The following is a 22,920-nucleotide window of genomic DNA, read 5'->3' on the forward strand; positions in this document are numbered from 1 at the left end:
ATTTATCTGCTAACGTTGACATGGGTCACAGCGATCTCTAAAATACCGCCAATTTGTCAAAATTAGCCTAGAGCATGATTTTCACGCGAACAGGAAGGCAAATTTGCAATTTAATTTAAATTTTATGCATTTTTATTCTGGAGGTTGTCTTGAGTAAATCAGCACTGTTAGTCCTAGAAGATGGGACAGTGTTCCGCGGAGTGTCCATTGGGGCAGATGGTTCATCCGTTGGTGAAGTCGTTTTTAATACCTCGATGACGGGGTACCAAGAAATCCTCACTGATCCTTCCTATTCTCAACAAATCGTTACACTAACTTATCCTCACATTGGCAATACTGGTACTAATACCGAAGACGAAGAATCTTCTTCAATTCATGCACAAGGCCTTGTGATTCGCGATCTTCCTCTTATCGCTTCTAACTTCCGTAGTGAACAATCTCTTTCTGATTACCTTAAATCACAAAATATCGTCGGTATTGCAGATATCGATACGCGTAAACTTACGCGCATTTTACGTGAGAAGGGCGCCCAGAATGGTTGCATTATGGCTGGCGATAACCTAGATGAAGCTCTTGCGTTGGTAAAAGCTAAAGAGTTCCCAGGTCTGAAAGGCATGGACTTAGCGAAAGTTGTAACGACGAAAGAAGCGTATGAATGGAAACAAGGTTCATGGACACTGGAAGGTGGTCTACCTGAACCTAAAGATGACAGTGAGTTGCCATACCATGTAGTGGCTTACGATTTCGGTGCGAAACGCAATATCCTACGTATGTTGGTTGACCGTGGTTGTCGTCTAACTGTAGTACCTGCAGAAACTTCAGCTGAAGAAGTACTAGCGATGAATCCAGATGGCGTATTCCTATCGAATGGCCCTGGTGACCCAGAGCCATGTACTTACGCGATTGAAGCAACGAAAGTGTTCCTTGATAAAGCTCTGCCGGTATTTGGTATCTGTTTAGGTCACCAAATCCTAGCGTTGGCTTCAGGTGCTAAAACAGTAAAAATGAAGTTTGGCCACCATGGTGCAAACCATCCGGTTAAAGATATTGACCGTGATGTGGTTATGATTACTTCTCAAAACCACGGTTTTGCTGCGGACGAAGCAACGCTACCTGAGAACCTACGTGCAACGCACAAGTCTCTATTTGACGGTTCTCTACAAGGTATTCACCGTACGGACAAACCGGCATTCAGCTTCCAGGGGCACCCTGAAGCGAGCCCTGGTCCGCACGATGCTGCACCGCTATTTGACCACTTCATTGAATTGATTAAACAACACCGCGCTTAATTTGGAGTAGTAGATAATGCCAAAACGTACTGACATTCAGAGCATTCTTATTTTAGGTGCAGGTCCAATTGTTATCGGTCAGGCTTGTGAGTTTGACTACTCTGGCGCTCAAGCGTGTAAAGCACTACGCGAAGAGGGCTACCGAGTTATTCTTGTGAACTCAAACCCTGCAACTATCATGACTGACCCAGAAATGGCTGATGCAACATACATCGAGCCAATCCACTGGGAAGTTGTACGTAAGATCATCGAGAAAGAGCGCCCAGATGCGATTCTTCCAACAATGGGTGGTCAAACGGCTCTTAACTGTGCGCTTGCTCTAGAAGCAAATGGCGTTCTCAAAGAGTTCGGCGTAGAGATGATTGGTGCGACTGCAGATGCAATCGACAAAGCAGAAGACCGTTCTCGCTTTGATAAAGCAATGAAGTCTATCGGTTTAGAATGTCCACGCGCTGATACTGCCAAAACAATGGAAGATGCTTACCGTGTCCTAGATATGGTTGGTTTCCCATGTATTATCCGCCCTTCGTTCACTATGGGTGGTACTGGTGGTGGTATCGCTTATAACAAAGAAGAGTTCGAAGAAATCTGTCGCCGTGGTTTGGATCTTTCTCCAACTAACGAGCTGCTTATCGATGAATCTCTAATTGGTTGGAAAGAGTACGAGATGGAAGTTGTTCGTGATAAGAACGACAACTGTATCATCGTTTGTGCGATTGAAAACTTTGACCCAATGGGTATTCACACAGGTGACTCTATCACCGTAGCACCAGCTCAAACGCTAACGGATAAAGAGTACCAGCTAATGCGTAATGCATCGCTAGCAGTACTGCGTGAAATCGGTGTAGAGACTGGTGGTTCAAACGTTCAGTTTGGTATCAACCCGAAAGATGGCCGTATGGTTATCATCGAGATGAACCCACGTGTATCTCGTTCTTCTGCTCTTGCTTCGAAAGCAACAGGTTTCCCAATTGCGAAAATCGCAGCGAAACTGGCAGTTGGTTTCACTCTTGATGAGCTAATGAATGACATCACTGGTGGCGCAACGCCAGCATCATTCGAACCAACTATCGACTACGTTGTGACTAAGATTCCTCGCTTTAACTTCGAGAAATTTGCTGGCGCAAATAGCCGCCTAACGACACAGATGAAGTCTGTTGGTGAGGTAATGGCAATCGGTCGTAACCAACAAGAATCGCTACAAAAAGCACTTCGTGGCCTAGAAGTAGGTGCGAACGGCTTGGATGAAATGGTTGACCTAGATGCACCAGATGCTTTGACTAAAATCCGTCACGAGCTAAAAGAAGCTGGTGCTGAGCGTATTTGGTACATCGCAGACGCATTCCGCGCGGGTATGTCAGTTGATGGCGTATTCAATCTAACCAATATTGACCGTTGGTTCCTAGTTCAAATCGAAGAACTGGTTAAATTGGAAGAGCAAGTGAAAGCGGGTGGTTTCGCTGGTCTGACTAAAGATGTGCTGAAACAGATGAAGCGTAAAGGCTTCGCTGATGCTCGTCTGTCTAAACTGCTAGGTGTTGCTGAAAGCGAAATTCGTCGCCTACGTGACCAGTACGATATTCACCCAGTTTACAAACGTGTGGATACTTGTGCTGCTGAATTTGCTTCAGATACCGCATACATGTACTCATCTTACGATGAAGAGTGTGAAGCGAACCCAACAGATAAAGATAAGATCATGGTTCTTGGCGGCGGTCCAAACCGTATCGGTCAAGGTATCGAATTTGACTACTGTTGTGTACACGCATCTCTAGCACTTCGCGAAGATGGCTACGAAACTATCATGGTTAACTGTAACCCTGAGACAGTTTCTACAGACTACGACACTTCAGACCGTCTGTACTTCGAACCAGTAACACTGGAAGACGTACTAGCAATCGTACGTGTTGAAAAGCCAAAAGGCGTTATCGTTCAGTACGGTGGTCAAACTCCACTGAAACTCGCGCGTGCTTTAGAAGCGGCTGGCGTGCCTATCATTGGTACTAGCCCAGATGCTATCGACCGTGCAGAAGACCGTGAACGCTTCCAAGCTGCTGTTGAACGTTTAGGCCTGCTACAGCCTGAAAACGCAACAGTAACAACAATGGAACAGGCGATTGATAAATCTAAAGAGATCGGCTTCCCACTCGTTGTGCGTCCTTCATATGTACTGGGTGGTCGTGCGATGGAAATCGTATATGACGAGCAAGACCTACGTCGTTACTTTAACGAAGCGGTAAGCGTGTCAAACGAGTCTCCTGTTCTACTTGACCGTTTCCTAGATGACGCAACTGAAGTGGATATCGATGCTATCTGTGACGGTGAGCGTGTGGTTATCGGCGGTATCATGGAGCACATCGAGCAAGCAGGTGTTCACTCAGGTGACTCAGCATGTTCGCTTCCAGCATACACGCTAAGCCAAGAAATTCAGGACAAGATGCGTGAACAAGTAGAGAAACTGGCTTTCGAACTTGGTGTACGCGGTCTGATGAATACTCAGTTTGCTGTTAAAGATAACGAAGTTTACCTCATCGAAGTAAACCCACGTGCTGCACGTACAGTACCATTCGTATCTAAAGCAACTGGCGCACCACTAGCGAAAATCGCTGCGCGTGTTATGGCTGGTCAAACTCTTGAGCAACAAGGTTTCACGAAAGAGATCATCCCACCATACTACTCAGTAAAAGAAGTGGTACTGCCGTTCAACAAGTTCCCTGGCGTTGACCCACTATTAGGCCCAGAAATGCGCTCTACTGGTGAGGTTATGGGTGTCGGTGCAACATTTGCTGAAGCATACGCGAAAGCTGAGCTAGGCTGTGGCTCTGTTTACCCAGAAGGTGGTCGTGCACTACTTTCAGTACGTGAAGGTGATAAAGAGCGCGTTGTTGACCTAGCTTCTAAGCTAGTGAAACTGGGTTACCAACTAGATGCAACTCACGGTACTGCTGTGATTCTAGGTGAAGCTGGTATCAACCCACGCTTGGTAAACAAAGTTCATGAAGGCCGTCCACACATTCTGGACCGTATCAAGAACAATGAATACACCTACATCGTGAACACGGCATCCGGTCGTCAAGCAATTGAAGACTCTAAAGTACTACGTCGTGGTGCTTTGGCTGAGAAAGTGAACTACACAACAACGCTAAATGCAGCGTTCGCAACCTGTATGTCTCACACTGCTGACGCGAAAGCATCAGTAACATCAATTCAAGAACTTCACGCGAAAGTGAAAGCTAGCTTAGCGTAATGAATAATAAATTGATAAACCTAAGGTTTATCTGACAACCTCATTGCCCGCTCATTTGAGCGGGCTTTTTTATGCATGAAACTTGGGGCAAAGCCTATGAACAACCGACTAATTTGATTATTGATGAAATATTGGAATAGATTGTGTTCTTTCGTTTCACTATTGCTATCGGTGCTCCAGTGATACTTTAACCATCCAGTCGTATTGGTAGTGGAATGTCATGGAAGTCTCGTTCGATATATTAGTCATTTTGTTTTTTGTTGCAGGTGCTGCAGGTTTTATTGATGCCATGGCGGGTGGTGGTGGCTTGTTAACACTTCCGGCGCTTTTGGCCGCAGGGGTTCCACCAACCAATGCTTTAGCTACCAATAAATTGCAAAGCTCGTTTGGTAGTTTTTCTGCCAGCTTGTACTTTGTTCGAAGTGGTATCGTTAATCTTAAAGAGATGCGACTTGCGATTTTGTGTACTTTCATTGGTGCGGCAACGGGCGCAGAGTTAGTACAGACATTTGATACCTCATTTCTCACAAGCTTAATTCCCATTCTATTAGTCGCGATTTCCCTCTACTTTCTATTCGCGCCGCAGACTAGGGCTGACTCCGGTAAAAAGCCGCTCTCTGAAGCGGCATTTGCATACAGCGTTGGTACTTGTGTTGGTTTTTACGATGGCTTTTTTGGACCGGGAACTGGCTCAATATTTACAGTCTGTTTTGTCGTTTTAGGTCATTTTACTTTGGTCGAAGCAACCGCTAGGACCAAAGTTCTTAACTTCACATCAAACATTGCTGCGCTGCTTTTCTTTGTGATGGCAGGCTTACCTATTTGGAAGCTCGGTTTGGTTATGGCGGTCGGGCAGTTTCTTGGTGCGCGCTTTGGTGCCAAAGTGGTGATATCGAAAGGACAAAAGTGGATACGTCCACTGGTGATCCTGATGTCAATTCTGATGGCGTCTAAGCTTTTGTGGGAACAGCACTCACAATGGTTTCTATCAATTTTTTAATCCGCTCTGTGCGGTAGATGCTTGCTCTGAGACAAATGTGAATAGGGCGAATTAACGGCGCGAGCTCGGTAAAGCTAAAACAGTACCGTGAATCAATCTTCAATGTGTTAACAATGGAGAGCGGCACTAGCGCTGGAGCAACACCTTCCAGAGCAAGTTGGGCTGATGCCATATAGGAGTCCATTTCCATTACGGGTGTGACGCCTAATTTATCTAAAAACGCTGCCTGATAGGTGTTCGCCGTGTTGGTGAGGTCGTTGGTAATGATCTCATCGGGCAAATGCGTTAGGTGATGATTACTGACAATACAGAAAGGCTCATCATACAGATGGAAGGTCATCAGGCCATGATTGCCGGGTAGATATCCAGCACAAAAACCTATGGTGGCTTTGCCTGACTGAACATGCTCGACGATACGTGGCGTATGGTTGGTGGTAATGGTGAAGTGAGGATCTTTCTTACGGTAGTCAGCCATCACTTTCGTTAAGTAACCTGCCACAAGGGTTTCGGAACAATCAATTCTGATCAGCGTATTGTCTTCAAGATCTTGATGTTCGTAGATCATACCTCTGAGTTCATTGAATGTTGGCTCAATATTATCAATGAGTTGCTGACCTTCGGCGGTTAGTTTTATATGTCGACCTGAAGGAGTAATGAGTTTTTTTCCTAACTTGCTCTCTAAGTTCGCAATACGTTTACTGACGGCTGACTGGCTAATATAGAGTTGGCTGCCAGTTCGGCTCATGGTTTTTTGTTTGCTAAGAACCAATAGTGTTTCAATGCCTTCCAATAGCATATTTTGTCCAATGAAAGTTAGGAATAGATTGGTTGAGTTTATACCATTTTATCGATGGAGGCAGTGTTTCGAGTCGCTTAGATGTGAACCGATGAGAATGAAAAAGAGCCACCTAGAGTGGCTCTTTATTATTTGGTGAGGGCGAAGGTTGGTAGCGATAAGTGCCAACGGATAGCACCAAGGCGGATGATCAGCGTTGACGCAACGCCTGAAAGAAGCGCGACCGAGTTGTCATAACCCATAGCTAATGCGGTTGTATGGAATACACCGCCTACAATACAGGCTGTTGCGTACACTTCACTACGCAGCACCATCGGGATTTCTCTTGCCAGTACATCGCGGATGATGCCGCCGCCACAGCCTGTAATCACGCCCATAATAATGGCGATTACCGCTGAATCTTGATACATCAGTGCCTTTTCAACACCGATACCGACGAAAAATGCCAAACCGACAGCATCGCAAACAGGCAGAACCCACCAAGGGATTCGTTTGGGTCTGCGCACCAGCGCCATGGTTAAAATACAAGTCACGATAATGACCCAGATATAGGTCGTGTCTTTTATCCAGAATACCGGTGTTGCTCCAAGCGCCATATCACGGATAGTTCCGCCACCAATTGCGGTAACACTCGCCAATACAGTGACACCGAAAGGATCCATTTTTAAACGACCAGCTAGCAATACGCCTGAAATAGCGAAAATAGCCGTGCCAAACATATCGATTAAATAGAGTAGTGAGGTATCCAATTTATGTGCTACCAAAAGTAGGTTTATCGTAAAGGTGGTGGATTGTAAGACTTTTTTATCAAGCTGTTAATTGTTTCTTACTTGTTCAAAGTAGTGACAAACTTCTTCAATCGCGTTGAGTGTGCGAGGCGTTGAACGGTTAATCCAGTCGGCATTCAACGACCATACATGGCCTTGCTCAACTGCTGGTATTTGGTCTTTCCAGCGCAGCCACATGCTGCCGTTTGCAATGGCATGCTCTGAAGTGAAAATGACGTCTGGCTTGGCGATAAGAACTTGCTCAATACCCACCTGAGGATAAGGAGTTGAACTGTTCTCAAAGATGTTTTCTCCGCCACAAAAACGAAATACCTCACTTGGCCAACTGTCTTGTGCCAACGTGATGATCGGTTTTTCACTGAGTTGATAAAAATAGCGTACAGGTGTTAATCCTGAGTGTTGAGACTTCAGCGCATTTAAACGTTCACGGAATGCTTCGGCTGCCTGTTTACCTTGCTGTGGGTCATCTGCATATTGGCTGAGCGCTTCAATATTGGTGGCAATATCGTCGAGTGTATTGACTTCAGAATTGTAAAACTTGAAACCGAGCTGCTTAAGTTTGGCAATCTCTTTCGCTGGGTTACCTTTCGGCCAAGCGATAATCAGATCCGGTTTGAGAGCCATGATCCGTTCTAGTTTGATACCTTGGTAGTTGGCCACTCTTTCAATATTTTTGGCTTCCTCTGGGTAATCACTGTAATCCGTCGCACCGACAAGTTTATTGCCTAAGCCAGCAGCAAAGGCTAATTCTGTCGCATGTGGAGCAAGGCTGATAATGCGCTGAATCGATTGGTCTGCTTGAGCTGGTGGTAAAAGTAATAAAGCAGTGAAGACGAATGACCAAAAACGCATTTATATCCCTTTATGAATGATAAGAAGCAGAAGGCTTTCAATGAAAATCCACAGAAAGAGTCTCCATGCTAGCAAGCTATGTATTTGAGATAGGTGCAGTGCAGAAGGAACAATGCGACCACCAATTTTGGCTCGCACAACTTTTTGTTCGCCATAGATGGCTGGGCCACCCAAAGCCAATTCTAGTTTTCCACCGATTGCACACAGTAGCCAAGCTGGGCCGGGTAGTGGCCATGAACGGCTTTGGCTCTTGATGGTTTGCAGAGCTTTCCCTGAATTATTGCCTAACGTAATGAACAAGCTAAACAGTCTCAGAGGTAAAAATTCTAGTATTGCGATAGCGCGGACGATAGGCAGCCCAAAAGGATTGAACTGAGAACGAGAAGGTGACCAAGCACGAGCCAGTTCAGCCATTAATCGATAGATAAAAGCACCCGTTGCGCCTAATAAAGCGTACCAAAACAGCACCACAGCAACGTTACGTCCATATCCCATAATAATGGTTTCAGCACCTGCTTTGCCCAGCCCTACAGTAGACAAGGTACTGGTTTCTCTATTCACAAAAGGCTCAAGCAGTTTACGTGCACCGACTTTGTCCTCTTTTGCTAATGCTTTGCCCAGTTTGTTGGCGAGCTGGCCATTGTTACGCCAGTCTAATGCCAGAATCAAAAGAGCTAATTCATAGAGTTGTGGCTGCCAGACTAGAGGTTTTAAAGCGATGCAGAACAGGATTGCGGGGATAATCATTAATAACCAAGCCAGCGTACCGGAAATGATGCTCTGAGAGTAATTACTGTTGGTGTTAACTTTGTCAGCGAGAACTTCAGCAAATTTGTGCCACAAAATCGCCGGATGTGAAGCTCTAGGGATAGGTAAGATGTAATGCAGCAAAAGAGCGCCCCACATAATGAGGAGCGCACCTTCAGCATAAACGGTCGAAATGATTTCGTTCATGGATGTGAGTTGGTTACTTTAACAACTCAACCATTTTTAACACCATTTCAGATGAGCTTTGCGCTGCTAGCGGCAGGAACTCATCAAATGACATTGGCGACTCTTTGTCTGCCACATCAGAAATCGCACGAACCACAACAAATGGCACTTCGAATTGGTGACAAGTTTGTGCAATCGCAGACGCTTCCATTTCAACGGCAATAACAGAAGGGAAGTGCTTACGGATAAAGTCTTGGCGCTCCGCCGTGCAAACGAAAGCATCACCAGTACAAATCAAGCCGCGCACCGCGTGTTTGTCTGTGTTGGTTTCGCTAGAGATAGCTTCAAGAGCCTTCTCTGCTACTGCCATCAGTTTCTCGTCAGCCGTAAATGCTGCTGGTTGGCCTGCCATTTGACCCATCTCGTAGCCAAATGCGGTTACGTCTGCATCGTGATGACGAACTTCCGTTGAGATAACCACATCACCCATAGTTAGGCTAGAGTCAAAGCCACCCGCAGAACCTGTGTTAATAACCACGTCTGGTTGGTACTCATCTAAAAGAATCGTTGTACCAATCGCAGCGGCTACTTTACCGATACCAGATTGAAGCAGAACGACATCAACGCCGTGAATTTTACCTGAGTAGTAAGTACAGCCGCCTTTGCTGACTTCCTGACATTGCTCAAGAGCGTCTTTTAGAATAGCGACTTCTTGTTGCATCGCACCGATGATGCCAATTTTCATGGGGTATCTCTTTTATAAGTTGTTAATTGAAAAACAGCCTGAAGTTTATCATGAGATTAGACAATTTATCGAGATTCGGCTGCTCATCTTATCGCTCGTAAGCAAGTGACTGGAAAAGAGCTCTTTATGGTTCGAATATCAATCCAGCAAGATTGAGCTTTTCTCTTAGTTCTGCTGCTCTGCGGCGGTTGACTCCAAAATCGCTATAACCGACTCGAGATTCAGAACGAACCAGCAAATGGTCATCTTCGATTTTTAGTTCTAAGTCATCGACAAAGCGCATGATGCGCGAGGTGCATTCTATGCGCAGATAATCGTCCGTTTTCTCGGCGGTTTGAGCACCAGACAGCGTTAAAGCGACACGTTCAACCTGATCCAGTGTCACTCCTGAGCGCAATATGAATGGAGCAAGCATATATTTTTCTCGTGTTTCAACGGTTGAAACACAATTGGGTTTGTTGCCACAAGGAGTATGTGTGCGATCGACCATTGGAGGAATACCTTTGCTACAAGCACTCAAAAGTACAGTTGAAAGAATAACAATTAGAACTTTATACATCTGCAAAACCTATTTGTCTTATCCCCGTGGCTGGATCGTACTCTCCTAACTCTTCGGGGGAGAGCTATTCTACATATTAGACTCATTCACGCTGTTTCGTTTCTAGGCTTATGAATGGCTATTGAACAATAATTTGCGATTATATAAATAAAAAAGGATCCGTGTTGAGAGGGATCCTTTTTTTGTTGAATCAGATTTCTTAAACGCCTAAGTAATCCAAAATACCGTCAGCGGCTTTGCGACCTTCATCGATGGCGGTTACCACTAGGTCTGAGCCTCGAACTGCGTCACCACCAGCAAAGATCTTCTCGTTCGTTGTCTGGAACTTAAATGATTGCTCTGAAGGGGCTTTGATTCGACCCCATTGATCCAGTTCTACGCCGTGTGGTTCTAACCAGCTCATTTGATGAGGTTGGAAACCAAATGCCATGATGACTGCATCAGCTTCAAGTACATGTTCACTGCCAGCTACCGGCTCAGGTCGGCGACGACCCGCTTCATCAGGCTCTCCTAAAGCAGTCTGAACCACTTTTACGCCGGTTACTTTGCCTGATGCGTCAACTTCAATGCCAAGAGGCTGAAGGTTGAACATGAATTCAACTCCTTCTTCTTTGGCATTTTTCACTTCGCGGCGAGAACCCGGCATGTTCTCTTCATCACGACGGTAAGCACAGATAACGCGTGAAGCATTTTGACGAATGGAAGTTCGAACACAGTCCATCGCTGTATCACCACCACCCAGAACCACGACTTTCTTACCTTGCATGTCGATAAATGGGTCTGTGTTTTCTAAGTTCATCACTTTATAGGTGTTCGAAATCAGGAACGGCAATGCGTCAAATACGCCTTGTGCGTCTTCGTTCTCCAGACCGGCACGCATGTATTTGTATGTGCCTACGCCAAGGAACACAGCATCGTATTCGTTGATCAGATCTTGTAGCTGAACATCTTTACCGACTTCGACATTCAAGCGGAACTCAACACCCATTTCAGTGAATACACGGCGACGGTTTTCCATCACCCCTTTTTCAAGTTTGAAAGAAGGGATACCGAAAGTTAGCAAACCACCAATTTCAGGGTAACGGTCAAACACAACTGGTTTAACGCCGTTACGAACCAAGATATCAGCAGCGGCAAGTCCAGCAGGACCTGCACCGATAATGGCAACTTTTTTATCCGTCCACTCAACGTGAGACATGTCAGGTTTCCAGCCCATTTCAAATGCAGTATCGGTAATGTATTTTTCAATATTACCTATGGTTACTGCGCCGAAATCGTCGTTCAGAGTACATGACCCTTCACACAAGCGGTCTTGCGGACACACGCGACCGCACACTTCAGGCAAGCTGTTGGTTTGGTGCGCAAGGTCAGCGGCTTCCATAATGCGACCTTCATTGGCAAGTTTCAGCCATTGTGGAATGTAGTTGTGAACCGGACATTTCCACTCACAATATGGGTTACCACAATCCAAGCAGCGGTCAGCTTGCGCTGTTGCCTGCTGCTTAGTGAAAGGTTCGTAAATTTCTACGAATTCAATTTTACGGATGTTGAGCGGCTTTTTTGCCGGATCAACACGGTTAACATCAATAAATTGGTATACGTTCTGGCTCATAAATCTGGCTCCTTCCAATTATTGTGCTTGAACACGTAGTTCTGCAGCGCTACGGCTTTGGTGACCCAATAGGGTTTGTAGATCCGCTGCCTGTGGTTTGATTAAGTAGAACTTCGGAATCCATTCATCAAAGTTCGCTAAAATGCTTTCTGCGTGAGCAGAACCTGTCTCTTCTAAGTGCTCCGCGATAAGTCCACGCAGATGCTCTTGATGGATATAGAGATCTTTCAGTGATAGAGCTTCAACAGATTCTTCGTTGACACGACCTTGGAAATCACCGTTCTCATCAAGAACGTAGGCAAAACCGCCCGTCATACCAGCGCCAAAGTTCACGCCAGTTGCGCCAAGAATCGCGACGATACCACCTGTCATATATTCACAAGCGTTGTCACCAGCGCCTTCAATTACGCTGATGGTGCCTGAGTTACGTACTGCGAAACGTTCGCCAGCTTTACCCGCAGCAAACAGTTTTCCGCCTGTCGCGCCGTATAAACAAGTGTTACCGATAATAGTGGCTTCGTTACAGCTAAATGCTGTACCTAAATGCGGTTTGATGACAATCTTACCGCCAGCCATGCCTTTACCTACGTAGTCGTTTGCATCACCAGTGAGATACAGTTCTACACCGCCAGCGTTCCACACACCGAAAGATTGACCCGCAGTACCGTCTAGTACCACTTTGATTGGCGAGCCAGCTAAACCAGCATTACCGTAGCGTTTAGCAATTTCACCCGACAGACGAGCACCCACAGAGCGGTCTGTGTTGATCACATCGTAGTAAAGCTCGATGGATTGCTGTTTCTCTACTGCTTCAATCGCATCTTCAACGATTTTCTGGTTCAGTACGCCTTTATCAAACGGTGTGTTTGGCTCTGTGCAGCTTAGTGGTAACCCTTGAGGAGACACAGGAGCTTCTAGAATGCCAGACAAATCAAGTTTACTTTGCTTCGCTGTTAATCCTTGAACTGCTTCTAGCAGGTCAGTACGACCAATCAGATCTGTTAGTTTCTCAACACCGAGTTCGGCCAAGTATCCACGTACTTCTTCAGCAATGCCTGTGAAGTAGTTGATTACCATTTCAGGCAGACCTTTGAAGTAGTCTTTACGCAGAGTTTCGTCTTGCGTTGCTACACCAGTCGCACAGTTGTTTAGGTGACAGATACGCAGGAACTTACAGCCCATTGCAACCATAGGACCAGTACCAAAGCCGAAGCTTTCAGCACCTAAAATAGCCCCTTTGATTACGTCGAGACCGGTTTTTAAACCACCATCGACTTGCAGACGAATCTTATGGCGCAGACCGTTAGCAACCAGTGCTTGTTGTGTTTCAGCAAGACCAAGCTCCCACGGGCTACCTGCATATTTCACTGAAGTCAGTGGACTTGCTGCTGTACCGCCGTCGTAACCCGAAATGGTAATTAAATCGGCATAAGCTTTCGCAACACCTGTTGCGATAGTGCCAACACCCGGTTCAGAAACCAGTTTTACGGATACTAACGCTTTCGGGTTCACTTGCTTCAAGTCGAAGATAAGCTGTGCCAAGTCTTCGATGGAGTAAATATCGTGGTGTGGTGGAGGTGAAATTAGGGTTACACCTTGTACCGAGTGACGAAGTTTCGCTATTTCTGCGGTCACTTTATGACCCGGAAGCTGACCACCTTCACCCGGTTTCGCACCTTGAGCGACTTTGATCTGCAAAACGTCCGCATTGGTTAAGTAGTGCGGTGTTACGCCAAAACGACCCGATGCTACTTGTTTGATACGCGAGTTACGCTCAGTACCAAAACGACGAGGATCTTCACCACCTTCACCTGAGTTAGAGAAACCACCTAGACGGTTCATCGCAGTCGCTAGTGCTTCGTGCGCTTCTGGGCTCAGAGCACCGATAGACATCGCCGCAGAGTCAAAGCGTTTGAATAGCTCAGTTGCTGGTTCAATCTTCTCAAGTGGTAGTGGTTTATCTGATTTTTTCAGCTTCAACAGGTCACGTAGCATCGCGGCTGGTCTTTCGTTAACTTGTTTAGCAAATTGCTTGTAATCACCGCTTTCGCCAGACTTCACAGCTTTTTGCAGAGTACCGACGACATCTGGGTTGTAAGCGTGGTATTCGCCACCGTGAACGTATTTCAGTAAACCGCCATGTTCTAGAGATTTACGTGCCGCCCATGCTTTGCGAGATAGGTTGAACAAGTCTTGTTGGAAGTCTTCAAAACTTGCACCCTGAATACGTGTTTTCACGCCTTTAAAGCAAAGATCAACAACATCAGTATGTAGACCCACAGCTTCAAATAGCTGAGAACAGCGGTAAGAGGCAACCGTAGAAATACCCATCTTCGACATGATCTTATACAGACCTTTGTTGATGCCGTACTGGTAATTCTGCATCACATCGCGGTAGCTCTTATCAATCGCTCCGTCATCGACCATCTTGCCAAGTACTTCGTAAGCCAGATATGGATAAATTGCTGTTGCACCAAAGCCGATTAGTACCGCAAATTGGTGTGGGTCACGTGCCGTTGCTGTTTCAACAATGATGTTGGCATCACAACGCAGATTCTCTTCAACCAAGCGAGTATGAATCGCACCCACAGCCATTGCAGCAGGGATTGGTAGCTTGTCTTTTGTTAGCGCACGATCTGAAAGCACAAGTAGAACTGTGCCACCACGAACCACTTCAACGGCTTTATCACACAAATCGATCACTGCTTGTTGCAGCGTCGATTGTTGTGGATCGAAGTTGATATCCAGAATCGTGTTGCGGTAGTGCTGATCACTCAGTGTTAGCAGTTGCTGCATGTCAGAGTAGAGCAGAATAGGCGAGTCAAAAGTAACGCGGTGCGCGTGACCATCAGTCTCGTTAAACACGTTCATCTCTTGACCGATACTGGTTGCCAGAGACATGACGTGTTTTTCACGTAGTGGATCGATAGGTGGGTTAGTCACCTGTGCAAATTTTTGACGGAAGTAGTCAGTGATCAAGCGCTCTTTAGAAGAGAGAACCGCCATCGGGGTGTCATCACCCATTGAGCCAACGGCTTCTTGTCCCATATCACCTAGCACACGAAGAACTTGATCCACTTCTTCGTTGGTCATTGCAAACTGCTTTTGATAAGTCTTAAGTAGCGTTTCATCAAAGCTACGCTCACCAACTTGATCATCAGGTAGCTCAGCAAAAGATTTCAGTTTGTAGACGTTGTTTTTCATCCACTCGCTGTATGGGTGGCGGCTCTTAAGATCGTTGTCGATCTCGCTTGATTGCCACAACTTGCCTTTGCGAGTGTCAATAACCAGTAGCTCACCCGGTCCAACGCGGCCTTTTTCAGCCACTTCATCAGGCGCGTAGTTCCAGATACCCACTTCAGACGCAAGGGTGATCAGCTTGTCTTTGGTGATCACATAGCGAGCAGGGCGCAGACCGTTACGGTCTAAGTTACACGCTGCATAGCGACCATCAGATAACACGATACCTGCTGGGCCATCCCACGGTTCCATGTGTTTCGAGTTGAAATCGTAGAATGCGCGTAGATCTTCATCCATGTCTGGGTGGTTTTGCCACGCTGGCGGAACGAGCATACGCATTGCACGGAACAGATCCATGCCGCCTGCTAGGAAGAGATCCAGCATGTTATCTAGGCTTGAAGAGTCAGAGCCTGTCTCGTTAACAAATGGTGCAGCCGTACTAAGATCGGGTAGTAGTGGCGAGGCAAACTTGTATGCGCGCGCACGAGCCCATTGGCGGTTACCGTCAATGGTGTTGATCTCACCGTTGTGGGCAAGATAACGGAAAGGCTGAGCCAAAGGCCAACGAGGTTGAGTATTGGTAGAAAAACGCTGGTGGAACAGACAGATAGCCGATTCCATACGTAAATCAGCAAGATCCAAATAGAAACGTGGTAGATCTGCTGGCATACACAAGCCTTTGTAAACAATAACTTGTGTAGAAAGAGAACAGATGTAGAAATCTGAATCGTCAGTAATTTGTTTTTCGATACGACGGCGAGCTATGTAAAGACGGCGCTCAATATCGCGCTCACGCCAACCCGCAGGTGCCGTAATAAAGATCTGTTGAATGTCTGGTAATGAATCGGCTGCGATTGGGCCTAAAACCTTTGGATTGGTTGGAACTATACGCCAGCCAGTAACAGACAAGGTTTCTTTTGATAGCTCTTTATTGATGATGTCACGAGCCGACTGGGCTTTGACGGGATCTTGGCTGAGAAACACCATGCCAATCGCGTATTGCTTACCAAGGTTCCAACCTTGTTCTTCGGCAATTAAACGCAGATAAGAGTCAGGCTTTTGCAGTAGAAGACCACAACCATCACCGGTTTTTCCATCGGCTGCGATGCCGCCACGGTGTGTCATGCGATCGAGTGCAGAAATCGCTGTGCGAACCAATTTATGACTAGCTTGACCTTCCATGTGCGCAATCAAGCCGAATCCACAGTTGTCTTTCTCAAGACTAGGATCGTATAGAGCCATTGCAATTCTCCCTTTGCTTCTGTCTACAAGACAGTAAATGACTAACTATTCTTATATACCCTTCCGGCTTTTAGTGACAGCTTTGCTGACTAGGTATTTGTCTCCTTTGCATGAGAACTGAAGGTTTTCATGGGCATGGGAGGTCATTCACTTGTCGCTTTTTGCCACTGCAAGTTGTTTGGATATTGTTGTTGTTATTATTTGGATATTTATTACTAAGAATTGACTAAAAATTTAACAATTTTGAGCAGTTTGTTTTCAGTGAGTTCACAACCTATAGCTAATTGTGCAAAAGGTCAAGTTGTTGGGCTAAAATCATCTTTGAGTGCGATTTACCACTGATTACTCTGAAATAGTCTATAAAATTCAATATGATAAATTATTTGTTATCACAAAGATTTAACATATAAATCTCAAGATATGAGAAAAGAATAAAAAAGGCTAGCAGTGTATGCTAGCCAAATGGAAGGTCTATAAGAAATTTTCAATCTGAATAGAAAAGGTTTCTAGAGCATCAAACTATAAAAACCTTTTGTTATGAATCATTATGCTGAAAGCATTAATGAATCCGCTTTTGCTTCTAGATTGGTATTGCCCATTAGGTATTGGTCGATTGAACGAGCACACTCGCGGCCTTCGTTGATACAACGTACAACCAGAGACTGGCCTGTACGCATATCGCCAGCAGCAAATACGCCTTCTTGATTAGTAGCGAAATCTTTGGTTGCTACATTGCCGCGCTCATCTAATGCAATATCAAGCTGAGCCAACACGCCATGTGGTTCTGGGTGCAAGAAGCCCATTGCCAAGAACGCCATATCACAAGGAATGACACGTTCACTTCCTGCAACTTCAGTAAAGTTACGAGAATCATTCCACACGATGTCTGCAATACGTAAACCTGTTACTTCGCCTTCATCGTTGCCGATAAATTCTTTGGTCAGGATATTCCAATGACGCTCACAGCCTTCTTCGTGAGAAGTTGAAGTGCGAAGAATCATTGGGTATTGCGGCCAAGGCATATTGGCAGGACGTTTGTCTGCCGGCATAGGCATGATCTCAACCTGAGTGATACTCGCTGCACCGTGACGGTTAGAAGTACCGACACAGTCAGAGCCAGTATCACCACCACCGATAACCACAACGTGCTTACCTTTTGCATGGATCTCTTCAGTTTTTAGATCCATGCCGTTAGCACGGCGGTTGTTCTGAGCTAGGAATTGCATCGCGAAGTACACGCCATTCAATTCACGACCCGGAATCGGCAGATTACGAGGAACTGTTGAACCACCTGTAAGCAGTACTGCATCGTATTCTTGACGTAGCTGCTGAGCGTTAATATCTACACCCACATGCGCGTTCACTTCAAACTGAACACCTGCTTCAGCCATCAAGTTGATCTTGCGATCAATCACTTCCATGCTGAGTTTGAAATCAGGAATACCGAAACGTAGCAAGCCACCCACTTTTTCATCGCGCTCGTAAACCGTCACGGTGTGACCAGCGCTGTTCAACTGCTCTGCCGCAGCTAAGCCCGCAGGGCCTGAACCGATAATCGCGATCTTTTTACCCGTGCGTGAGCGTGGTGTTTTCGGCTTTGCATAACCTTCACGATACGCAGTTTCAACGATGGTTTTCTCAATATTACAGATGGTGATTGGATCTTGGTTGATACCCAGTACACATGCACTTTCACATGGCGCTGGGCAAACACGACCTGTAAATTCTGGGAAGTTATTGGTAGAACTTAAAATGTTCCACGCTTCTTCCCAACTATCGCGATAAACCGCATCATTGAACTCAGGAATGATGTTACCGATAGGGCAGCCGTTATGGCAAAACGGCACACCACAATCCATACAACGAGAAGCTTGGGTATTAATTTTGCTGCCAAACTCTTCGTTTAGAACGAACTCTTTGTTGTTCTTGATACGCTCAGCCGGTGCAATCTTTTTCGGAAGCTCACGACCATGCTCTAAAAATCCAGTAGGCTTACCCATTACACTGCCTCCGCTTCTGTCTGTTGTGCCAGTGCCTTACGCTTCTGAAGTACCGCTTTGTAATCACGCGGCATAACCTTAACCATTGAGGTTAGGCTTGCTTCAAAGTTGTCAAGGAACGACTTAGCGACTTCACTTCCTGTGAATTGAACATGCTTAGTCAACATATCCAGTAGTAGCTCTCTGTCTTCTTGCTCGATAGGATCAAGGTCGACCAGCTCAGAGTTCAGTTTGGATTCGAAGTCACCAGACTTGTCCCAAACGTAAGCGATACCGCCACTCATACCGGCAGCAAAGTTACGACCTGTAGAACCAAGGACAACCGCAATACCGCCAGTCATGTACTCACAACCGTGATCACCAATGCCTTCTACAACCACTTTCGCGCCTGAGTTACGAACACAGAAACGTTCGCCCGCCATACCACGAATGTAAGATTCACCAGAGGTTGCGCCGTAGAAACACACGTTACCAACAACAATGTTGTCTTCTGGAACTATGGTCGATTTCGAATCTGGGTAAAGAATCAGCGTACCGCCTGACAGACCTTTGCCCCAGTAGTCGTTCGCATCGCCTTCCACTTCGAATGTCACGCCTTTGGCAAGGAAAGCACCAAATGACTGACCCGCAGAGCCTGTGAATTTCACATTCATAGGTTGAGGCAGACCTTGGTCTTTGTAGACTTTCGAAATTTCGTTCGACAGCATAGTACCTACAGAGCGGTCAGTGTTGATGATTGGCAACTCTGCATGAATTGCTTCACCGCGCTCTAGCGCAGGAGCAGCAATCTTGATCAAAGTGCGGTCTAACACGTTGTCTAAGTTGTGGTTTTGCTGTGTCTGGTTGTAGATACCATCTTCTGCACGTGCTTGTTCAATGTGAAGAACAGGCGACAGATCGAGGTTCTTATATTTCCAGTGTGCAACGTCTTGGCGAGGTTTCAGTTTCTGACCCTGACCAACCATTGCATCGATAGTGCGGAAGCCTAGCTCCGCCATGATTTCACGTAAACCTTGAGCCATATATTGGAAGAAGGTGATAACGTCTTCTACGCGGCCATCAAAGCGTTCACGCAGAGTTTTGTTCTGTGTTGCGATACCAACAGGACAGGTGTTCTTATGACACTTACGCATCATGATACAGCCTTCAACAACCAATGCTGCTGTTGCTACGCCCCATTCTTCAGCACCCAGTAGTGTTGCAATCGCAAGGTCACGAGGCGTTTTCATCTGACCATCAGCCTGAACAACGATACGGTTACGTAGACCGTTCTTCAGTAGCGTTTGGTGAGTTTCCGCCAAGCCAAGTTCCCAAGGAAGACCTGTGTGGCGAATTGAAGACATTGGTGAAGCACCTGTACCACCGTCGAAGCCAGCGATAAGTACCACATCAGCTTTTGCTTTCGCAACGCCCGATGCGATAGTACCAACACCCGCTTCAGAAACGAGCTTCACGTTGACACGGCCCGCACGGTTCGCGTTTTTCAGGTCGAAGATAAGCTGTGCTAAGTCTTCGATTGAGTAAATATCGTGGTGTGGCGGTGGAGAAATCAAACCAACCCCAGGAGTAGAGTGACGAGTTGCACCGATCCAGTCATCGACTTTATCGCCCGGCAGCTGACCACCTTCACCCGGTTTCGCACCTTGAGCCATCTTGATTTGAAGCTCTTCTGCGTTGGTCAGATAGTATGAAGTTACACCGAAGCGACCTGATGCGACCTGCTTGATTGCTGAGCGTTCCCAATCGCCGTTTTCTTTACGTTCAAAACGAGTTGGGTCTTCACCACCTTCACCAGAGTTGGATTTCGCGCCTAAACGGTTCATCGCAATTGCAAGTGTTGAGTGGGCTTCGTGAGAGATAGAACCGAATGACATTGCACCCGTCGCAAAACGTTTAACAATGCTTTCAATAGGTTCTACTTGTTCAATCGGAATCGAACCTGACGGATTCTTAACAAATTCTAGCTGGCTACGCAGTGTTACTGCGTCATCGCCCTGTTTATCAACCGCCGCTGCGTATTGCTTGAACTGAGCGTAATCTTTATTACGAGTCGATTGTTGCAACAGGCTGATAGTTTCTGGGTTGAACAGGTGCTTTTCACCACGTTGTTTCCACTGGTAAACACCGCCCACATCAAGCATACGAATTGGCACTTCGCGAGTTGGGTAACCCACACGGTGACGAACGATCACTTCTTTAGCGATGTCATCCAAAGTCAAACCTTGGATACGTGAAACGGTACCGGTGAAGTACTTATCAACCACAGATTTGTGGATACCCAAAGCTTCAAAGATCTGTGCACCGTGGTAAGACTGAAGTGTTGAGATCCCCATCTTAGAGAAGATCTTCAACAAGCCGCCGTTTACTGCTTTACGGTAGTTGTCGAACAGCTTTTCAACCGGCGTTTCTGGGTTCAGTTTCTTGCGGCGTTGCAGATCAACCAGTGTTTCCGATACTAGGTATGGGTTAACGGCGTTTGCACCATAGCCAAGTAGCGTTGCGAAGTGGTGAGTTTCACGTGCATCACCGGTTTCGACCACGATGCCACAACGTGCACGAAGACCTTTACGGATTAGGTGATGGTGAACTGCACCCACAGCAAGCATCGCTGGAATAGCCGCATGGTTTGAGTTCACTGCACGGTCAGTCAACAGGATGATTGAGTAACCATCAATAACTGCGTCTTCTGCATATTGGCAGATACGTTTCAGTGCGCGCTCAAGCTTGCCGGCATCTTCACTGGCTTGGAATACGATATCCAGTGTTTTTGCTTGTAAGTGCTCGTTATCAATCGCACGTAGTTTCTCTAGCTCAGCGTTAGAAATCACTGGTGATTCAAGTTCAACTTTACGGCAGTGCTGAGGAGATTCAGCAAGCAGGTTTTGATCTTTACCAATATAGGTATTGAGTGACATAACCATACGCTCACGGATCGGGTCGATCGGCGGGTTGGTTACCTGCGCAAATAACTGCTTAAAGTAGTTAGATAAATGCTGTGACTGATGCGAAAGAATCGCTAACGGCCAGTCAGCACCCATTGCAGAAAGAGGCTCTTTACCATCATTTGCCATAGGCACGATGATATCGTTCACTTCTTCGGTGCTGACACCAAATGCTTGTTGGCGATGCAGTAAGCGCTCTGGGTTTGGTTGGCTGTGTGCGTTGTCTGCTTCAGGAAGCTTCTTCAGACTTAGCAGGTTGTCTTCAACCCATTTTTCATAAGGTTGAGCACTTGCGATACCATCTTTTATCTCTTCATCAGAAATGATGCGACCTTGTTCTAGGTCGGCAACGAAGATACGACCCGGTTGCAAACGACCACGGAATTCCACGTTTTCTGGTGCGATTTCGACTACACCAGACTCTGACGCCATCACAAGGAAGTCATCTTTCGTCACTGTGTAGCGAGAAGGGCGAAGACCGTTACGGTCGAGAGTTGCACCTACTTGAACACCATCAGTGAAACAAACAGACGCTGGGCCATCCCACGGTTCCATGATGTTTGCATGGTAACGGTAGAAAGCACGGCGAGTTGGATCCATGGTTTTGTTTTCTTGCCATGCTTCAGGGATCATCATCATTAGAGCATGTGGCAAGCTACGGCCTGAAAGAACAAGCAGTTCTAGCGCCATATCGAAGTTTGCTGAGTCTGACATACCTTCCTGACAGATAGGCAGCAGCATATCGATTTCAACTTGAGTAAATAGATCGGACTGCAGAATCGCTTCACGCGCTTTCATCCAGTTCAAGTTGCCGCGAACCGTGTTGATTTCACCGTTGTGCGCAATGTAGCGGAAAGGCTGAGCCAGACGCCATCTTGGGAATGTGTTGGTCGAAAAGCGTGAGTGTACCAGTGCCAGAGCGGTAACCATTGATGGATTCTGTAAATCCAAGAAGTACTGAGGTACTTGCTCTGTGGTCAACTGACCTTTATAAACCAATGTCTTGTAAGACATTGAGTTAATGTAGAATTCGTCTTTGATGTTAGAAACACTTTCCAAGCAAACACGGATTGTGTAGTTACGTAGAACATAAAGCTTGCGCTCAAGTTCTTCAGGAGTAACGCCAGGTGCTGCTGAAATAAATACGTGTTCAAACTGTGGTTCGGTGCTTAACGGATCAGCACCCAACATTGAATTGTCTGTTGGCAGAACGCGGTAGCCAATCACGTCTAGATCTAGACGGCGAGCGTTGCGTTCAAGAATGTCACGACATTGTGCACGTTTGTACTCGTCTTTCGGGAACAGCATGACACCAACGCCATACTTTTCGAAAGATGGCAGTTTAATACCAAGCTTTACCGCTTCTTCGAGTAAAAATTCGTGTGGTTTTTGCAATAAAATACCGGCACCGTCACCACTGCATGGGTCACAACCTTGGCCGCCGCGGTGTTCCATACGCGCGAGCATGTCCAGAGCCTGTGTCACAACGTGATGCGACTTGCGGTTCTTTAGGTGAGCAACAAAACCGATACCGCATGCATCATGCTCCAGCTCAGGAGTATAGAGACCTTGCGAATTTTGCTGTCTATCTACCATAGATACTTCCTTCCAGTTCAAGCAGACGCAATTTCCCTAGGGCATGCCATAGCATTGCGTCCAATCCTTTTATATTTAA

At 46.3% G+C, this 22,920-nt stretch carries 13 protein-coding genes; 3 read left to right on the forward strand and 10 right to left on the reverse strand.

Annotated features, from left to right (window positions below; genetic code table 11):
* Positions 1-149 precede the first annotated feature (149 nt).
* The 3 genes from carA (at position 150) to HKI82_RS04420 (ending at position 5,536) form a co-directional block, all read left to right on the forward strand.
* Entirely contained in the window at positions 150-1,289 is a 1,140-nt protein-coding gene (gene carA / locus HKI82_RS04410; RefSeq protein WP_102940461.1) for a glutamine-hydrolyzing carbamoyl-phosphate synthase small subunit, read from the forward strand.
* Positions 1,290-1,305: 16 nt separating this feature from the next.
* A complete protein-coding gene (gene carB / locus HKI82_RS04415) occupies positions 1,306-4,536 on the forward strand; it encodes a carbamoyl-phosphate synthase large subunit (protein ID WP_171137313.1) in 3,231 nt (1,076 codons plus the stop codon).
* Positions 4,537-4,756: 220 nt separating this feature from the next.
* Positions 4,757-5,536 carry a TSUP family transporter gene (locus HKI82_RS04420; protein WP_171137314.1) on the forward strand — a complete coding sequence of 260 codons (780 nt, stop codon included), beginning with the start codon at positions 4,757-4,759 and terminating at the stop codon, positions 5,534-5,536.
* Here HKI82_RS04420 and HKI82_RS04425 read toward each other — a convergent pair.
* The 10 genes from HKI82_RS04425 to gltB (HKI82_RS04470) form a co-directional block, all read right to left on the reverse strand.
* Positions 5,487-6,332, reverse strand: coding sequence for a LysR family transcriptional regulator (locus HKI82_RS04425; RefSeq protein WP_171137315.1), 846 nt, complete (start codon positions 6,330-6,332; stop codon positions 5,487-5,489). The two genes, HKI82_RS04420 and HKI82_RS04425, sit on opposite strands and share 50 nt — an antisense overlap.
* A gap of 128 nt (positions 6,333-6,460) precedes the next feature.
* Positions 6,461-7,081 (reverse strand): TRIC cation channel family protein, encoded by a 621-nt coding sequence (locus HKI82_RS04430; protein WP_102940458.1) that lies wholly within the window; start codon positions 7,079-7,081, stop codon positions 6,461-6,463.
* Positions 7,082-7,147: 66 nt separating this feature from the next.
* Positions 7,148-7,972, reverse strand: coding sequence for a vitamin B12 ABC transporter substrate-binding protein BtuF (gene btuF / locus HKI82_RS04435; protein WP_102940457.1), 825 nt, complete (start codon positions 7,970-7,972; stop codon positions 7,148-7,150).
* The gene (locus HKI82_RS04440; protein ID WP_102940456.1) at positions 7,973-8,926 is read right to left on the reverse strand and encodes a cobalamin biosynthesis family protein; all 954 of its coding nucleotides are present in this window, start codon (positions 8,924-8,926) and stop codon (positions 7,973-7,975) included.
* Between the two features lie 13 nt (positions 8,927-8,939).
* Entirely contained in the window at positions 8,940-9,650 is a 711-nt protein-coding gene (gene mtnN / locus HKI82_RS04445) for a 5'-methylthioadenosine/S-adenosylhomocysteine nucleosidase (protein WP_102940455.1), read from the reverse strand.
* Between the two features lie 124 nt (positions 9,651-9,774).
* Positions 9,775-10,209: a DUF1499 domain-containing protein gene (locus tag HKI82_RS04450; protein ID WP_315972711.1), complete on the reverse strand. Its 435-nt coding sequence runs from the start codon at positions 10,207-10,209 to the stop codon at positions 9,775-9,777.
* Positions 10,210-10,408: 199 nt separating this feature from the next.
* Complete coding sequence (locus HKI82_RS04455; protein ID WP_171137316.1) at positions 10,409-11,821, reverse strand: FAD-dependent oxidoreductase; 1,413 nt, start codon at positions 11,819-11,821, stop codon at positions 10,409-10,411.
* 18 nt (positions 11,822-11,839) lie between these two features.
* Entirely contained in the window at positions 11,840-16,303 is a 4,464-nt protein-coding gene (gltB, locus tag HKI82_RS04460) for a glutamate synthase large subunit (protein WP_171137317.1), read from the reverse strand.
* A gap of 545 nt (positions 16,304-16,848) precedes the next feature.
* Positions 16,849-18,303, reverse strand: a complete 1,455-nt coding sequence (locus HKI82_RS04465; RefSeq protein WP_171137318.1) for a glutamate synthase subunit beta — start codon at positions 18,301-18,303, stop codon at positions 16,849-16,851.
* Entirely contained in the window at positions 18,303-22,841 is a 4,539-nt protein-coding gene (gene gltB, locus HKI82_RS04470) for a glutamate synthase large subunit (protein WP_171137319.1), read from the reverse strand. The genes HKI82_RS04465 and gltB (HKI82_RS04470) overlap by 1 nt, the downstream gene beginning before the upstream one ends.
* Positions 22,842-22,920 lie beyond the last annotated feature (79 nt).

The organism is Vibrio plantisponsor (assembly GCF_013041605.1).
GTDB classification, from domain to species: Bacteria; Pseudomonadota; Gammaproteobacteria; order Enterobacterales; family Vibrionaceae; genus Vibrio; species Vibrio plantisponsor.

Excerpts from the sequence above, each read along its gene's own strand:
- btuF (WP_102940457.1), bottom strand. The coding sequence starts at position 7,972 with ATGCGTTTTTGGTCATTCGTCTTCACTGCTTTATTACTTTTACCACCA.
- gltB (WP_171137317.1), bottom strand. The coding sequence starts at position 16,303 with ATGGCTCTATACGATCCTAGTCTTGAGAAAGACAACTGTGGATTCGGC.
- HKI82_RS04450 (WP_315972711.1), bottom strand. The coding sequence starts at position 10,209 with ATGTATAAAGTTCTAATTGTTATTCTTTCAACTGTACTTTTGAGTGCT.
- HKI82_RS04420 (WP_171137314.1), top strand. The coding sequence starts at position 4,757 with ATGGAAGTCTCGTTCGATATATTAGTCATTTTGTTTTTTGTTGCAGGT.
- HKI82_RS04465 (WP_171137318.1), bottom strand. The coding sequence starts at position 18,303 with ATGGGTAAGCCTACTGGATTTTTAGAGCATGGTCGTGAGCTTCCGAAA.
- HKI82_RS04425 (WP_171137315.1), bottom strand. The coding sequence starts at position 6,332 with ATGCTATTGGAAGGCATTGAAACACTATTGGTTCTTAGCAAACAAAAA.
- HKI82_RS04440 (WP_102940456.1), bottom strand. The coding sequence starts at position 8,926 with ATGAACGAAATCATTTCGACCGTTTATGCTGAAGGTGCGCTCCTCATT.
- HKI82_RS04455 (WP_171137316.1), bottom strand. The coding sequence starts at position 11,821 with ATGAGCCAGAACGTATACCAATTTATTGATGTTAACCGTGTTGATCCG.
- gltB (WP_171137319.1), bottom strand. The coding sequence starts at position 22,841 with ATGGTAGATAGACAGCAAAATTCGCAAGGTCTCTATACTCCTGAGCTG.
- carB (WP_171137313.1), top strand. The coding sequence starts at position 1,306 with ATGCCAAAACGTACTGACATTCAGAGCATTCTTATTTTAGGTGCAGGT.
- mtnN (WP_102940455.1), bottom strand. The coding sequence starts at position 9,650 with ATGAAAATTGGCATCATCGGTGCGATGCAACAAGAAGTCGCTATTCTA.